A 15,745-nucleotide genomic window follows, 5' to 3' on the forward strand; every position below is an offset into this window, starting at 1 on the left:
CACCAGCGACCGGGCTTCCAGAACGGTAACAAGAGATCTGCGGTTCGCAAATTCGATCTCGGTTATTCGGACAGGGATTTACCTGTCCGCAGACCGGGTTGTGGTGGAAGTCACCGACTGGTCGGTCTGTCAGTCACCGATACCACGTGGGGTATCAGCTGAGAGTCACCTGACGGTTCGTGAGGCCGCCACGGGCACGCCGCTCCTCCGCGGTGAGCGGGGCGTCCGAGGCGAGCGCCTCGGTCAGCCGCTCGGCGAACTCGGCGGCCGGCTTCTCGCACTCCTCGGCGGTCATCGAGGTCGGCAGGTCCCAGACCGGCACCATCAGACCGTGCGCGCGGAACGAACCGACGAGGCGGGTGTCCGCGCCGATGGAGGTCCCACCGGCGGCCTGGAGACGGGCGAGCGCGTCGAGGAGCTTCTCCTCCGGGTACGGCATGACCCAGCGCAGGTGGTTCTTGTCCGGGGTCTCGCACCAGTACGCGGAGTCGACGCTCTCCAGCTTCACGGTCGGGATCGCGGCCGCGTTGGCCCGCTCCAGGGAGGCGGCGACCTCCGGGTCGGCACCGTCGGCGGACTGCGGGATCCAGAACTCGAAGCCCGAGTGGACCTCCGGGGCGAACGTGGCGTCCGCGTCGAGCAGGTCCTGCAGACGCGGGCCCTCGGCCGGAACGCGGCGCGGCGGGACCGGGGTGCCCGGCTCGGTCTCCAGGGCGCGCTGGAGGGTGTCGGCGAGGTCGCGGGCGAGATCGCCGGAGGTGGAGTCGTTCTGCAGGGCGAGCAGGACGGAGCCGTCGTCGCGGCGGAGCGCCGGCCACGCCATCGGCAGCACGGTCGCGAGCGTCACGGAGGGAACGCCCTCCGGGAGTCCGCCCTTGAGGGTGAGCGGCACGGTGGCGGCGGGCACCAGCTCGCGCAGGGCGACCCAGTCGCACTCGCCGGCCAGGCCCTCGAAGGGGCGCTGGACGAGCTCGGTCACGGCGTGCGCGGCGGCCCGGCCGTGACACGCCTTGTAGCGGCGGCCCGAACCGCACGGGCACGGCTCGCGCGCGCCGACGACCGGGATCTCCCCGTTCGTGACCTGTGCCTGACCGGTCTTGCCGGCCTTCGTCTGGGGGCGCTTCTTGGCCATGGTGTGGCTTTCTCCCGATCGCGGCGGTGCGGTGCTTGTTCCGGGCGCGAGCCTAGCCGCACCGCGCACCGACGCCCTTCAGGCAGGCCCGCCGCCCCCATGCGGGGGCGCGGCCACCGGACGTCGTACGCCGCCGGGATGGTCGTATGCGGTCGGGATAGTCGTACGCCGCCGGGATCGTCGTACCCGGTCGGGATGGTCGTACGCCCTCGCGACCGTCGTGCACCGTCGCGACCGCGGTAAGCCGTCGCGACCGTCGTGCGCGTCAATCCAGATCGTCGTACGCGTCCAGGATGTCGAAGCGGGAGCCGCCGCCGACGCGGGAGGCGAAGTCCTCGCGGCGGTGTCCCGCGGTGACCACCACCCAGACCGTGACCTCGCCGGTCGCGCTGTCCCGTACGCCCCAGTCCTGGGCCAGCGCGCTGATGATGTTCAGCCCGCGGCCGCCCCGTGCGGTGACCGACGGCGTCGCCGGAACGGGCCGGGTCGGACCACCGCCGTCCGTCACCTCGACCCTGAGGCCGCCCGCCGGGTCCACCCGCCAGGCCGCCCGTACATCCCCGTCGCCCCGATCCGCGTGCCCCAGCGGCCTGCCGTATCGACAGGCATTGCTGAGCAGCTCGGAAAGGATCAGTACCGCGTCGTCGACGACCGATTCGGACACCCCGCTGCGGTACAGCTCGTCCCGCATCCGGTGCCTCGCCTCACCCACGCCCGCAGGGCCATGGGGTACGGCCATGCTCGACGACGTGGGCACCTCCTGTGCCACCACCAACGCCACCCCCGAGACCTCCTTTGCCCCACGCCACCGTGTGGATGCCCCAATGGACTGGACCGGAAACCGGCCAATCCGCGTTCGATGAGGCACTCGTGACGATCGCGTACGCATGGAACGCGCCGGTGCACTCCCTGGAAGCCCTGTGAACCCTTGTGACGTAAGGGAAGAGGGAGTTTTTCGAGGCGAGAGGGGGGTCTTCGGAGGCGAGAAGGGATCAGAAGGGATCGGAGGGAATCAGTCGCGGCGCAGCTGGGAGAGCACCTGCTTGGGACGGTTGGTGATGATCGCGTCCACGCCGAGGCGCTCGCAGAGCTCGACGTCCTCGGCCTCGTCCACCGTCCAGACGTGGACCTGGTGCCCGGCCTTCTGGAGCCGCAGGATCACGGCCGGGTGGTGGCGGACGATCCGGATCGAAGGCCCGGCGATGCGCGCGCCCGCGGGGAGCCGCCCGTCGCGCAGGCGGGGCGAGACGAACTGGGCGAGGGAGACGGTGGGGAGCGTCGGTGAGGCGGCCGCGATCCGGTGCAGGGAGCGGGCCGAGAAGCTCATGACGCGTACGGGGGAGTCGTCGGGGGACGCGGGCGCGTCCAGGCCGAAACGCTTCAGGAGCTGGAGCAGCCGCTCCTCGACCTGGCCCGCCCAGCGGGTGGGGTGCTTGGTCTCGATGGCCAGCTCGACCCGGCGTCCGGCGTCGGAGACCAGCTCCAGGAGCCGCTCCAGGGTGAGGACGGAGGTGTACCCGGGGTCGCCCCAGTCGGGGCTCTCGCCGGAGTCGTCACGGCCCTTCCAGGTGCCGAAGTCGAGGGCGGCGAGATCGGCGAGTTCCAGGGCGGAGACGGCGCCGCGACCGTTCGAGGTGCGGTCGACGCGGCGGTCGTGGACGCAGACGAGATGGCCGTCGGCGGTGAGCCGGACGTCGCACTCCAGGGCGTCGGCGCCGTCCTCGATGGCCTTCACATAGGCGGCCAGGGTGTGTTCCGGTGCGTCCTCGGAGGCTCCACGGTGGGCGACGACCTGGAGGGGGACGCGGTTCGGGTGCTGCCGTGCGTGAGTCACGGCGTCATGGTGCCATTGGCGGGGTGAAGCGGGCACACCGGAAGGCGTCCGTTCTGTCCGTATATAAAGGTAGGGGGGTGAACGCACAGCTCCGCCTTACAGCGGCCTGACGTCCTGTGGGAAAAGCTGGTGCAGCACCCTGGAACCAGTAGGTGACCAGTAGGCAGGTACCACCACCCCGCGCAGTCAACGAGGAGAGCGAGCTGTGAGCACCGAGAACGAGGGCACGGCGGTACCGGCGGACCCGGCTGCCCCGTCCACCCCTCCGACGCCTCCGACGACTCCCTCGGCCTCGGCGCCGCCCCCGGCCCCGACGGACGCGCCGGCGGTCGCGCAGACCCCGGCCCCGACGGACGCCCCGACGGTCGCGCAGAGCCCGGTTCCGGAAGCGGCCCACGCTCCGGAACCTGTCGGGAACCCGACTCCGGCCCCGGAACCGGCCGCGGCCAGCCCGACCTCCACCCCGACCTCCACCCCCGCCCCTGCTCCCGCCGCCGCGGGGGCCGGCTGGCCTCCGCCCCCGCCGGCCGTGCCGGCCTGGGGTGCCCCCCTCCCGCCCGCGCCCCCCGCGCAGGCGGCGCCGCGCAGGCGGACCGGCGGCCTCGTGGCGGCGGTCCTGGCCGCGGCGCTCGTCGCGGGCGGTATCGGCGGCGGCATCGGCTACTGGGCCGCCCAGCGCGGTGACGAGGGCGTCAGCTCGACGACGGTCACCTCGGGCGAGGCCCCGGCGGCCTTCAAGCGCGAACCGGGGACGGTCGCGGCGGTCGCGGCGCAGGCGCTGCCGAGCGTGGTCACGATCCAGGCGAAGTCCGGCGGTACGCAGGGCGAGGGCGGTACGGGCACGGGCTTCGTGTACGACCAGGAAGGCCACATCGTCACCAACAACCACGTGGTGGCGTCGGCGGCGGACGGCGGGACGCTCTCCGTGACGTTCCCGAACGGCAAGTCGTACGACGCGGAGGTCGTCGGCCGGGCCGAGGGCTACGACGTGGCCGTACTGAAGCTCACGAACGCGCCGAAGGGGCTGAAGCCGCTGCCGCTGGGTGACTCCGACAAGGTGGCGGTCGGCGACTCGACGATCGCGATCGGCGCGCCCTTCGGCCTGTCGAACACGGTGACGACGGGCATCATCAGCGCCAAGAACCGGCCGGTCGCCTCGGGCGACGGCTCGGGCGGCAGCAACTCGTACATGAGCGCGCTGCAGACGGACGCGTCGATCAATCCGGGCAACTCGGGCGGACCGCTGCTCGACGCGAGCGGCGCGGTGATCGGCATCAACTCGGCCATCCAGTCCACGGGCAGCGGCTTCGGCCAGTCCCAGGCGGGCTCGATCGGCCTGGGCTTCGCGATCCCGGTGAACCAGGCGAAGAACGTGGCCCAGCAGCTGATCAAGACGGGCAAGCCGGTGTACCCGGTGATCGGCGCGACGGTGAACATGCAGGAGCAGGGCGAGGGCGCGACGATCGCCTCGCAGGGCTCGGGCGGCACCCCGTCGGTGATCCCCAACGGCCCGGCGGCGAAGGCGGGCCTGAAGGCCGGCGATGTGATCACGGGCTTCGGCGACCACCAGATCGACAGCGGCCCCACCCTGATCAGCGAGATCTGGACCCACAAGCCGGGCGACCAGGTCAAGATCACCTACGAACGCGACGGCAAGACCTCCACGGCCACGGTCACCCTCGGCGAGCGCACCGGCGACAGCTGACCGGCTAGGCTGTCCCCCGCGCCGCACGTGGACACACCGCCGGCGCGGGGTGGGTTGCCCGAGCGGCCTAAGGGAACGGTCTTGAAAACCGTCGTGGCAGCGATGTCACCGTGGGTTCAAATCCCACACCCACCGCGCAGGTCAGAGAAGTAGCAGGTCAGAGGGCGGGCCCCGGATTCCGGGGCCCGCCCTCTGCGTACCCGTTGAGGCGGGAAGTGGCAGGTCAGAAGGGGTACTCCGGATTCGGGGTGCCCCTTCTGCGTGTGTGGGGGCCGGGTGTTTCCAGGGGGTGGGGCGGTTCTGCGGATGCGGGACTCGGGTGGTGCCGTGATGCTGGAGGGGCTGGAACAGTGGCTAGGAGGGCCAGGATGTCTGTGTTCGACAAGCTCAAGGGAATGCTGAAGGGCCACGAGGATCAGGCCTCCAAGGGCATCGACAAGGCCGGCGACTTGGTCGACGACAAGACGCAGAGCAAGTACAGCAGTCAGGTCGACACCGCCCAGGAGAAGCTCAAGGAGCAACTGGGAGGTACGGGTCAGCAGCCGGACTCTCCGCCGCAGCCCCCGCCCCAGCAGTAGCGCGGAGGCGCGAAGCGACCGTCAGGGGCGCCCCGGATCTCAAATCCGGGGCGCCCCTTCGGGGTTCACCGGGCTTCAATGGACTCGTCGGGAAGGGCGTGACCGGAGGAAAGGGTTCTGTCGTGGTGCGGATCGTGCTCGTGCAGGGGGACATCACCGCCGAGGCCTCGGACGCGATCGTGAACGCCGCGAACTCCTCGCTGCTGGGCGGGGGCGGGGTCGACGGGGCCATTCACCGCAAGGGGGGACCCGAGATCCTCGCCGCCTGTCAGGACCTGCGCCGCTCGCACTACGGCAAGGGGCTGGCGACCGGGCAGGCCGTGGCGACCACGGCGGGGCGGTTGCCGGCCAGGCATGTGATCCACACGGTCGGGCCGGTCTGGTCGCGTGACGAGGACCGTTCGGAGCTCCTGGCCTCCTGCTACCGCGCGTCTCTGCGGATCGCCGACGAGTTGGGCGACCGTACGGTCGCGTTCCCCGCCATCTCCACCGGGATCTACGGCTGGCCGATGGACGACGGCGCCCGGATCGCCGTGGAGACGGTACGAGCCACCCGTACCGACGTGGAGGAAGTCCGCTTCGTGCTCTTCGACGCGTCGGCCTACGCGGCGTTCGAGGCGGCTGTGGGGGACCGGGACGTTCGGGACGTCCCGTAGGGGTCGAACTTCCTTTTCTTTCTGTCCTCCCGTTCGATTTCTGTGTTTCGGGGACTCGCCGTCGCGATCTTCGGAGGGCGGGATTGGCGGAAAATCTGCCGGAACGCTTCCTCCCTTGTGGCGTACGGGCCGTGACTGTCCTGAACCGTTCCCGCCCGCCTGAGCTGGGCCTTTCCTCGGGCCGCCGGGTTTATCGGCTTGTCCTCACGCTTGCGGGGGAATCGGGTGCTCCGGGGTGGTTCGCCGGGGATTCGGTGGGCAACTCTGGATTCGCGACGTCGAGCACGAAACGACCGGGGCGGTCGGCCAACTGCCTTGGACATGGCCGTACTTCAGAGCAGTTCCGTGCAACAGCACCAGCTTTCAGTTCCCGGAGGAACAGACATGGCAAGCATCCGTACCGCCCGCATCCTCGCCGCTGCCGCCGCCCTGCCCCTCGCCGCCGCGCTCTTCAGCGGGGTGGCCCAGGCCGACAACGGTGGATTCGCGGACGACGGATCGAACACGAGCGTCGCCACGATCATCGGCAGCGGCGTGGGTGGGGACAACTTCGGCAACTCGACCACGACGCAGCAGGTGGCGACCGGTTCCGGTGCCTCCAACCAGAACAACACGGCCAGCGTGAACGGCTCCGCCTTCACCCACATCGCCCAGAACAACGCGGTGGTCAACTTCAACCCGTGGTGGTGACCGCCCGAGCACGGCAGCCGGCCCGACGGGGGGCGTGACCGCGGTGTGAACGACGGCCTGTGCGGCGGTACTTCGGTACCGACGCGCGGGCCGTCGTGTTTTTGCCGCAGGGGTGGGCGCGTTTTCGCTCCCGGGCGCGGGCGCGGTCGGTCGTCGACCTTGACAGAGGTCCTGAATCTGACGGACAGTCAGAAACCTCAGTCGTCCCACGGGAGGCCGTCGCCGTGCACCTCGCCCCGACCGAGCGGCAGCTACGGCTGCGCGCCGAACTCCGCGCGTACTTCCGGGACGTGATGCCCGAAGGCCCGCCGCCCGCCACCGACACCGCCGCCCAGCGCCGACTGCTCCGCCGGATCGGCGCCGACGGGATGCTCGGTCTCGGCTGGCCCGAGGAGTACGGAGGGCAGGGCCGCGGCCCCGACGAGCAGTTCGTCTTCTTCGACGAGGCGTACCGCGCGGGCGCCCCCGTCTCGATGGTCACCCTCAACACCGTCGGCCCCACCCTCATGGCCTACGGGACCCAGGAGCAGAAGGCCTTCTTCCTGCCCCGGATCCTCCACGGCGAGACCGTCTTCGCCATCGGGTACAGCGAGCCCGAGGCGGGCACGGACCTCGCCTCGCTCCGGACGCGCGCGGTCCGCGACGGCGGTTCCTGGCTGATCGACGGCCAGAAGATCTTCACCTCCAACGCCCAGAACGCCGACTGGATCTGGCTCGCCTGCCGCACCGACCCCGACGCGCCCCCGCACAAGGGCATCTCGATCGTGCTCGTTCCCACCGACGCCCCCGGCTTCTCCTGGACCCCGATCGCGACCGTGGGCGGGCTGACGACCACCGCCACCTACTACGACGGGATACGGGTCCCCGCCGGGAACCTCGTCGGGCCCGAGCACGGCGGCTGGGGGCTCATCACCAACCAGCTCAACCACGAGCGCGTCGCTCTCGCCGCGATCGGCATGCAGGCCGAGGACTTCTTCGCCGCCGTGCTCGACCGGGCCCGTACCCCCGATCCGGTGACGGGCAGGCGCCGCATTGACGAGCCGTGGGTCCGGATCCGAGCGGCCGAGGCGCATGCCCGGCTGGCGGCGACACGCCTGCTGAACTGGCGTTTGGTGGGGGACGTGGGGGCCGGCCGACTGGCCCCGGGGGATGCGAGCGGCGTGAAGTTCGCGGGAACCGAATCGGCGGTGGAGGTGTATCGAATATGTCAGGAGATCGCGGGTGGGTCGGGGACGGTGCGAGCGGGATCGCCGGGGGAGTTCGACGGCGGTGAGCTGGAGCGCATGAACCGGGCCGCGCAGATCAACACCTTCGGGGGAGGGGTGAGCGAGGTGCAGCGCGAGATCGTCGCGAGGATGCGGCTCGGCATGAAGGGGAGGGGGCGGCGATGACCCTCACGCAGAGGCAGGACGGATCGGACCCGTCGCCGGACGGGCTGTACGAGCGGCTCGCGGGGTTCGCGGGGCGGGCCGCCGCCACCGCCGGCAGCGGCAAGGACCCGGTCAACCTGCCCATGATCCGGCACTGGTGCGAGGCCATGGGGGACGCCCACCCCGCCTACCGTGGGCCCGACGCCGTCGCGCCGCCGACGATGCTCCAGGCCTGGACGATGGGCGGTCTCTCGGGGCACACGGACCGCTCCTCCGCCTACGAGGAGCTGTTCGCCCTCCTCGACGGGGCCGGATACACCTCCGTGGTCGCGACCGACTGCGAGCAGGAGTACCTGCGGCCGCTGCGGCCCGGCGACGAGATCACCTTCGACACCGTCATCGAGTCCGTGTCGGCGCTCAAGACCACCAAGCTCGGGTCAGGGCACTTCGTCACCACCCGGACCGACGTCCGTGCCGGCGGCGCGTTGGCGGGCACCCACCGCTTCCGCATCCTCAAGTACGCGCCCGCCGCGCGGTCACGGGTGCCGGAGTCTCCCGGCGGGCCCGAGGGGAATCAGTCCGAGGGGAAGCAGTCCGAAGGGAAGCTGCCCCAGGCGCGGCGGCCCCGGCCCGTGATCAACCGGGACAACGCCGGATTCTGGGAGGGCGTGGCCGCGCACCGGCTGCTCATCCAGCGCTGCGGCGCCTGCGCGGCCCTCCGCTTCCCCTGGCTGCCGGGGTGCGCCGACTGCGGCTCGCGGGAGTGGGACACGGTCGAGGCGAGCGGGGCCGGGACGGTCTTCTCGTACGTGGTGATGCATCATCCGCCCTTCCCGGCGTTCGATCCTCCGTACGCGGTCGGTCTCGTCGAACTGGTCGAGGGCGTACGGATGATCAGCAACGTGGTGGGGGTGCCGTACGACAAGGTGCGGATCGGGATGCCGGTGCGGCTGGAGTTCCTGCGGGTCGACGAGGAGCTCGAGCTTCCCGTCTTCCGCGCGGGAGGGGAGGACTGACATGGACTTCACCCCCACCGAGGAGCAGGAGGCGGCCCAGGAGCTGGCCGCCCGGATCTTCGCCGACCTCGCCACCCACGAGCGGCTCAGGGCGGCCGGAAGCGGCACCGACGCCGAGCTCTGGAAGGCGCTCTGCGCCGCCGGACTGCCTGGTTCCGTCGAGGAGACCGGCCTGCTCGGCCTGGTCCTGCTCCTGGAGGAGCAGGGACGCGTCACGGCCCAGGTGCCGTTCGCCGTGACCTGTGTGTACGGGATCCTCGCCGTCGCCCGGCACGGTACGGACGAGCAGCGCGCCCGGCTCCTGCCAGGCCTCCGCGACGGTACGACGGTGGTGACGGGGGCCTTCCCGGCGCCCGGCGCGGTCGTCGCGCGGGAGGGGCGGCTCAGCGGGGCCGTGGACTGGGTGCCGTGGCTCAGGGACGCCACCCACGTCCTCGTACCGGACGAGGACCATGCCCTGTGGCTGGTCCGCACCGAGGACACGGCACGGGTCGATCCCGTCGAGCTCACCGCACCCTGGTCCGCCGGCCGGCTCGTCCTCGACGGGACGGTGGGGGAGCGGCTCGGGGCGGGCGGGCTGAAGGGGGAAAGGGAGCTGAAGGGGGAGGAGGAGCTGAAGAGGGAGGAGGAGCTGAAGGGGGAAGAGGAGCGGCTCGGGGAGGGTGCTGCCTACGCGGACGTGCTCGCCGCCGCGCGGGTCGCCTTCGCCGGGCTGCAGGCCGGGGTCTGCGCCGGGTCGCTCGCCAGGGCCGTGGAGTACACCTCCGTACGGGAGCAGTTCGGCCGCCCGCTCTCCACCCACCAGGCCGTACAACTGCGCGCCGCCGACGCCCATATGGACACCGAGGCCATCCGGGTCACCGCCTACGAGGCCGCCTGGCGCTACGACGAGGGGCTGGCCGCCACCGGAGCGGCCGTGACCGCCGCCTGGTGGGCCTCCGAGGCGGGGAAACGGGTCGTGCACGCCGGACAGCATCTGCACGGCGGCATGGGCGCGGACCTCGACCACCCAGTCCACCGGCACTTCCTGTGGGGCCGGCAGCTCGACGCCTACCTCGGCTGCGGCACCGAACTCCTCGCCGAACTCGGGGACCTGCTCGCGGAAGGAGACCCGTCATGAGTCCCGTCATGAAGCCCGGGGACGAGCTGCCGCCGCTGACGGTCCCGATCACCCGCACCCTGATCGTCGCCGGCGCCGTCGCCTCCCGCGACTACCAGGACGTGCACCACGACGCCGAACTGGCCCGGGAGAAGGGATCCCCGGACATCTTCATGAACATCCTCACGACCAACGGTCTCGTCGGCCGGTACATCACCGACCACTTCGGCCCCCGCGCGATCCTCCGCAAGGTCGCCATCCGGCTCGGCGCCCCCAACCACCCCGGCGACACCATGGTCCTGACCGGCACGGTCACCGAGATCGACGGGGACACCGCACACGTCCGGGTCGTCGGGGCCAACGGGCTGGGGCACCACGTCACCGGGACGGTCACCGTGGAGGTGCCGCGATGAGCCTCCGCGCCAGGGACGGACTCGGCGGCCGGGCGGCCGTGGTGGGTATCGGGGCGACCGAGTTCTCCAAGGACTCCGGCCGCAGCGAACTCTCCCTCGCCGTCGAGGCGGTGCGGGCGGCCCTCGACGACGCCGGGCTCGCCCCCGCCGACGTGGACGGCATGGTCACCTTCACCATGGATACCAACCCCGAGATCACCGTCGCCCAGGCGTCCGGCATCGGCGAGCTGTCCTTCTTCTCCCGCGTGCATTACGGAGGAGGGGCCGCCTGCGCCACCGTGCAGCAGGCCGCGCTCGCCGTCGCCGCCGGGGTCGCGGAGGTCGTCGTCTGCTACCGGGCGTTCAACGAGCGCTCCGGGCGGCGCTTCGGCTCGGGAGTCCAGCAGCGCGAGCCCTCCGCCGAGGGCGTCGCGCTCGGCTGGCAGCTGCCCTTCGGACTGCTCACCCCGGCCTCCTGGGTCGCGATGATCGCCCAGAGGTATCTCCACACCTACGGGCTGACCCCGGACGCCTTCGGCCACGTGGCCGTCACCGACCGGCGCCACGCCGCCCGCAACCCCGCCGCGTACTTCCACGGGAAGCCGATCACCCTCGCCGACCACGCCGCCTCGCGCTGGATCGCCGAACCGCTCCGGCTCCTCGACTGCTGCCAGGAGACCGACGGAGGTCAGGCGATCGTCGTCACCTCCGTGGAGCGCGCCCGCGACCTGCGGCGCCCGCCCGCCGTGATCCTGGCGGCGGCGCAGGGCGCCGGACGGAAGCAGGAGGCGATGACCAGCTTCTACCGGGACGAGCTGACGGGCCTTCCGGAGATGGGCGTGGTGGCCCGGCAGCTCTGGCGGACCTCGGGGCTCGCACCGAGCGACATCGACGTGGGCATCCTCTACGACCACTTCACCCCGTTCGTGCTCATGCAGTTGGAGGAGTTCGGATTCTGTGGTCCGGGGGAGGCGGCCGACTTCGTCGCGGCCGACGCGCTCCCGCTGAACACGCACGGAGGGCAGCTCGGCGAGGCCTATCTCCACGGCATGAACGGCATCGCCGAGGCGGTACGGCAGCTGCGCGGCACCTCCGTGAACCAGATACCCGGGGCGGAGCGGACCTTGGTCACGGCGGGCACGGGGGTTCCCACGTCCGGGTTGATCCTGGGCACGGACGGCTGAGGCGACGGCCCCTGCGGTGGCCGGGCGGCGCGGGCGGTCCTTCACTCGCGCCATGAGCACTCACGCACCACCGCCTGAGCCCACGCCCGTACCGACCCCGGCCGGTCCGCCGTCGGTGACCCCGGCTGGTCCGCCGTCGGTGACCCCGACCCCTCCGCCGTCGGTGACCCCGGCCCGTCCGGCATCGGTGACCCCGCCCCCTCCGCCGTCGGTGACTCCGTCGGCGGCCCGTCCGCCGTTCCCGTTCCCGTCACGGACCCGTCCGCTGCCCCCGTCCCCGACCCGTCCGGCGCCCCCGACCCGTCCGCCGTCGGGATCACCGTCCCCGTCCCCGACCCGTCCGCCGTCCGCGTCGGCTCCCGGGGTGCGGGTGCGGGCGCGGGTGCAAGCCCGGTCCAGGGCCCGGGTGCGGGTCGTGGTCGGGGCACTGGTGGCGGTGGTGGTCGGGGCGGCGCTGTTCAGCGCTCCCGCCCCGGCCTCGGCGGGGGCGGGAGCGGGAGCCGCGTCCGGGGCCCCGGTCCGTCCCGCCGCCCCCGCCGCCCCCGTGCACTACGTCGGCCGTGCCTTCGACACCTGTGAGGCGCCGTCCCTCGCGGTGATGAAGGCCTGGCGCAGTTCGCCGTACGGGGCCGTCGGGATCTACTTCGGCGGCCGGGGGCGAGGCTGCCCCGTCCAGCGGGAGCTGAGTCCCGCCTGGGTCGCCTCCGTCCACGCCATGGGCTGGCGGCTGCTGCCGCTGTTCGTCGGTTCCCAGGCGCCGTGTGTCGTCGCCGCCGCCAAGCGGCCGTTCGCCATCGGCAGCAGTCCCTCCAGCCAGGGCACCCGGGAGGCGGGCGACGCGGTGCGGGCCGCGCGGGCCCTGGGGCTGGACGTGAGCAGCCCGCTCTACCTCGACATCGAGGCGTACCAGCCGGGTGACGCGCGCTGCGTCGAGACCACCCTCTCCTTCGTCCGCGCCTGGAACAGGGAGGTGCGTCGCCTCGGCTACGTACCCGGGTACTACAGCAGCGCGGACTCGGGGGTGCGGGACATCGAGGCGCAGCGGCGGGCGGGTACGCAGGACCTGCCGGCCGTGATGTGGTTCGCGCGCTGGCTGGGGCGGCCCGGGCTGTACACCGAGTCGGTGCTGCACCCGGAGGCGTGGACGCCGCACGCCCGGATCCACCAGTACGCGGGCAATGTCGCCGAGGCGTACGGGGGCCGCCGCCTCCTCATCGACCGGAACGCGATGGACGCGCCCGTCGCCCGTGTCACGCCCGTCGCGGAGCGTGTCACCGGCGCGGTTGCCCGAGGCTGAGGAGGCCGCCCCTGCCTCCATCCGGCCTCCGCCGTGCCTCGCCCCGGCCCTGCTCCGTCCTCGCCCGTGCCTCGGTCCTGCCTCGCCCCTGCCTCGCCCCCTGCCCCGGTTCCGACCCTGAGGCGGACCCGAGGGGTCTCCACCCAGAGGAGGTGGGGGCGTCCCCACCCCTACAACCTGAGGCGGACTGCGGGTCGGGACCTGGGGCCGATCCGCCGGGTACCCCTCCCCTCCTAGCGTGGAGTCATGACTCCGCCACCCTCTGGCCCCGTCTGCGCCGGTGCCTCGCAGTACGCGTCGTACTCGACCTTCTCCTCGTACGTACGGGCGCGTGGGCCCGTGCTCCTGCGCACCGCGCGCTCCCTGACCGCCAACCCGTGCGACGCCGAGGACCTGCTCCAGACCGCGCTGGCCAAGACCTTCGTCGCCTGGGAGCGCATCGAGGACCACCGCGCCCTGGACGGCTACGTCCGCCGCGCGCTGCTGAACACCCGTACGTCGCAGTGGCGCAAGCGCAAGGTCGACGAGTTCGCCTGCGACGAGCTGCCCGAGCCCGCCGGTCTCCCGGAGCCGGACCCGGCGGAGCGGCAGGTACTGCACGACGCGATGTGGCGTGCGGTGCTGAAGCTGCCCGAGCGGCAGCGTCAGATGGTGGTCCTCAGGTACTACGAGGACCTCAGCGAGGCCCAGACCGCCGAGGTGCTCGGGGTGTCCGTCGGCACGGTGAAGAGCGCGGTGTCGAGAGCGCTCGGCAAGCTCCGCGAGGACCCGGAACTGACCCCCGTCCGGTAGACGGTGGACGGCCGGCTCTCGGTCGCTACCTCGCCCGTACCCAGCCTGTACTCAGCCCGCACCCAGCCGAACGAGAACCCGTGCCCAGCCCGTACGAGAACCCGTACCCAGCCCGTACGAGAACCCGTACCCAGCCGTACGAGAAACAGTAGGAATCAGCACAGAACGACACTCGTGCCAGCGATCACTGGCAATTTCCGTACTCTCGGGTAGTGACATACCGCGCGGTACGTGCGCAGAATCACCACACCCTTTCTGCCACGTAGCGCCCACCGGGAGGACGCCCCGTGTACAGCACCATGCAGGACGTACAGCTGACCGTGAGCCGCATCCTCAAGCACGGGATGACGATTCACGGGAAGTCGATCATCACCACCTGGACGGGCGAGCCCGAGCCGCAGCGCCGCACGTTCGCGGAGGCCGGAGCACGCGCGCACCAGCTGGCCAACGCCCTGCGCGACGAACTCGGGGTCACCGGCGACCAGCGGATCGCGACCCTCATGTGGAACAACTCGGAGCACGTCGAGGCGTACTTCGCGATTCCCTCCATGGGTGCGGTCCTGCACACGCTCAACCTCCGTCTTCCCCCCGAGCAGCTGGTGTGGATCGTCAACCACGCCGCCGACCGGGTCGTCCTCGTCAACGGCTCCCTGCTCCCCCTCCTCGCCCCGCTGCTGCCGCATCTGCCGACGATCGAGCACATCGTGGTCGCGGGCCCCGGGGACCGTTCCGTCCTGGACGGCGTGGCTCCCCGCGTGCACGAGTACGAGGAGCTGATCGCCGGCCGTCCGACCACGTACGACTGGCCCGAGCTGGACGAGCGTTCGGCCGCCGCGATGTGCTACACCTCCGGCACCACGGGCGACCCCAAGGGCGTCGTCTACTCGCACCGTTCGATCTACCTGCACTCGATGCAGGTGAACATGGCCGAGTCGATGGGCCTCACCGACAGGGACACGACCCTGGTCGTCGTCCCGCAGTTCCACGTCAACGCCTGGGGCCTGCCGCACGCCACCTTCATGACCGGCATCAACATGCTCATGCCGGACCGTTTCCTCCAGCCGGCCCCGCTCGCCGACATGATCGAGCGGGAGAAGCCGACCCACGCGGCCGCCGTTCCCACCATCTGGCAGGGCCTGCTGGCCGAGGTCACCGCGAACCCCCGCGACCTCTCCTCGATGTCCCAGGTCACCATCGGCGGCGCGGCCTGTCCGCCCGCCCTCATGGAGGCGTACGACCGGCTCGGCGTCCGTCTCTGTCACGCCTGGGGCATGACCGAGACCTCCCCGCTGGGCACGATGGCCCACCCGCCGCACGGCCTGACCGCCGAGGAGGAGTGGCCGTACCGCGTCACGCAGGGGCGTTTCCCGGCCGGTGTCGAGGCGCGGCTGGTCGGCCCGGCCGGCGAACACCTGCCCTGGGACGGCGAGTCGGCCGGCGAGCTGGAGGTGCGCGGCACCTGGATCGCGGGCTCGTACTTCGGTGGCATCGACGCCGAGGCCATCCGCCCGGCGGACAAGTTCAGCGAGGACGGCTGGCTCAAGACCGGCGACGTCGGCGTGATCAGCCCCGACGGCTTCCTCACCCTCACCGACCGCGCCAAGGACGTCATCAAGTCCGGCGGCGAGTGGATCTCCAGCGTCGATCTGGAGAACGCGATCATGGCGCACCCGGAGGTCGCCGAGGCGGCCGTCGTCGCCGTGCCGGACGAGAAGTGGGGCGAGCGCCCGCTGGCGACCGTCGTCCTCAAGGAGGGGGCGACGGCGGACTACGAGACGCTGAAGGCCTTCCTCGCCGACGAGGGCGGCATCGCCAAGTGGCAGCTGCCGGAGCGCTGGGCGATCGTGGCGGCTGTGCCGAAGACGAGCGTGGGCAAGTTCGACAAGAAGGTGATCCGCAAGCAGTACGCGGAGGGCGAGCTGGACGTGACCGAGCTGTAGTCGTTCGGCGGATGTGAACCGGTTACGGGGAGGGCTTCGGCGACGAAGCCCTCCCCGTAA

Annotated in this window: 15 protein-coding genes and 1 tRNA gene; 13 read left to right on the plus strand and 3 right to left on the minus strand. The window is 71.7% G+C overall.

Translation table 11 applies throughout. From position 1 onward, the window contains the following. Positions 1-154 precede the first annotated feature (154 nt). The 3 genes from OG462_RS22875 to OG462_RS22885 form a co-directional block, all read right to left on the minus strand. Positions 155-1,132 (minus strand): DUF5926 family protein, encoded by a 978-nt coding sequence (locus tag OG462_RS22875; protein ID WP_406060260.1) that lies wholly within the window; start codon positions 1,130-1,132, stop codon positions 155-157. Between the two features lie 265 nt (positions 1,133-1,397). Beyond that, the gene (locus OG462_RS22880; protein ID WP_406060262.1) at positions 1,398-2,021 is read right to left on the minus strand and encodes an ATP-binding protein; all 624 of its coding nucleotides are present in this window, start codon (positions 2,019-2,021) and stop codon (positions 1,398-1,400) included. Between the two features lie 123 nt (positions 2,022-2,144). Further along, positions 2,145-2,966 carry a glycerophosphodiester phosphodiesterase gene (locus OG462_RS22885; RefSeq protein ID WP_406060264.1) on the minus strand — a complete coding sequence of 274 codons (822 nt, stop codon included), beginning with the start codon at positions 2,964-2,966 and terminating at the stop codon, positions 2,145-2,147. A gap of 205 nt (positions 2,967-3,171) precedes the next feature. Between OG462_RS22885 and OG462_RS22890 the strand changes: the two genes are divergently transcribed. The 13 genes from OG462_RS22890 to OG462_RS22950 all read left to right on the plus strand — a co-directional run bounded on the left by OG462_RS22890 (position 3,172) and on the right by OG462_RS22950 (position 15,685). Further along, on the plus strand, positions 3,172-4,671 hold the full coding sequence (locus OG462_RS22890) for a S1C family serine protease (RefSeq protein WP_406060265.1): 1,500 nt from the start codon (positions 3,172-3,174) through the stop codon (positions 4,669-4,671). A gap of 48 nt (positions 4,672-4,719) precedes the next feature. Continuing rightward, positions 4,720-4,806, plus strand: a tRNA-Ser gene (locus OG462_RS22895). Positions 4,807-5,039: 233 nt separating this feature from the next. Continuing rightward, entirely contained in the window at positions 5,040-5,249 is a 210-nt protein-coding gene (locus OG462_RS22900; RefSeq protein WP_406060267.1) for an antitoxin, read from the plus strand. A 122-nt stretch (positions 5,250-5,371) separates the two neighbouring features. Next, positions 5,372-5,905, plus strand: a complete 534-nt coding sequence (locus OG462_RS22905; RefSeq protein WP_406060269.1) for an O-acetyl-ADP-ribose deacetylase — start codon at positions 5,372-5,374, stop codon at positions 5,903-5,905. 384 nt (positions 5,906-6,289) lie between these two features. Further along, the gene (locus OG462_RS22910; RefSeq protein ID WP_406060271.1) at positions 6,290-6,595 is read left to right on the plus strand and encodes a hypothetical protein; all 306 of its coding nucleotides are present in this window, start codon (positions 6,290-6,292) and stop codon (positions 6,593-6,595) included. Positions 6,596-6,819: 224 nt separating this feature from the next. Then, complete coding sequence (locus OG462_RS22915) at positions 6,820-7,986, plus strand: acyl-CoA dehydrogenase family protein (RefSeq protein WP_406060273.1); 1,167 nt, start codon at positions 6,820-6,822, stop codon at positions 7,984-7,986. Continuing rightward, a complete protein-coding gene (locus tag OG462_RS22920; protein WP_406060275.1) occupies positions 7,983-8,981 on the plus strand; it encodes a bifunctional MaoC family dehydratase N-terminal/OB-fold nucleic acid binding domain-containing protein in 999 nt (332 codons plus the stop codon). The genes OG462_RS22915 and OG462_RS22920 overlap by 4 nt, the downstream gene beginning before the upstream one ends. 1 nt (position 8,982) lies before the next feature. After that, entirely contained in the window at positions 8,983-10,101 is a 1,119-nt protein-coding gene (locus OG462_RS22925) for an acyl-CoA dehydrogenase family protein (RefSeq protein ID WP_406060277.1), read from the plus strand. Positions 10,102-10,109: 8 nt separating this feature from the next. Then, positions 10,110-10,493 (plus strand): MaoC family dehydratase, encoded by a 384-nt coding sequence (locus OG462_RS22930; protein ID WP_406066663.1) that lies wholly within the window; start codon positions 10,110-10,112, stop codon positions 10,491-10,493. Beyond that, the gene (locus OG462_RS22935) at positions 10,490-11,656 is read left to right on the plus strand and encodes a lipid-transfer protein (RefSeq protein ID WP_406060278.1); all 1,167 of its coding nucleotides are present in this window, start codon (positions 10,490-10,492) and stop codon (positions 11,654-11,656) included. Before OG462_RS22930 ends, OG462_RS22935 begins: the two co-directional genes overlap by 4 nt. Positions 11,657-12,071: 415 nt before the next feature. Then, positions 12,072-12,953, plus strand: a complete 882-nt coding sequence (locus OG462_RS22940) for a DUF1906 domain-containing protein (RefSeq protein ID WP_406060279.1) — start codon at positions 12,072-12,074, stop codon at positions 12,951-12,953. Positions 12,954-13,199: 246 nt separating this feature from the next. Continuing rightward, positions 13,200-13,745 carry a SigE family RNA polymerase sigma factor gene (locus OG462_RS22945; protein WP_406060281.1) on the plus strand — a complete coding sequence of 182 codons (546 nt, stop codon included), beginning with the start codon at positions 13,200-13,202 and terminating at the stop codon, positions 13,743-13,745. A gap of 287 nt (positions 13,746-14,032) precedes the next feature. Next, complete coding sequence (locus OG462_RS22950) at positions 14,033-15,685, plus strand: long-chain fatty acid--CoA ligase (RefSeq protein WP_406060282.1); 1,653 nt, start codon at positions 14,033-14,035, stop codon at positions 15,683-15,685. The last annotated feature ends 60 nt before the right edge of the window (positions 15,686-15,745 follow it).

The organism is Streptomyces sp. NBC_01077, from assembly GCF_045162855.1.
GTDB lineage: Bacteria > Actinomycetota > Actinomycetes > Streptomycetales > Streptomycetaceae > Streptomyces.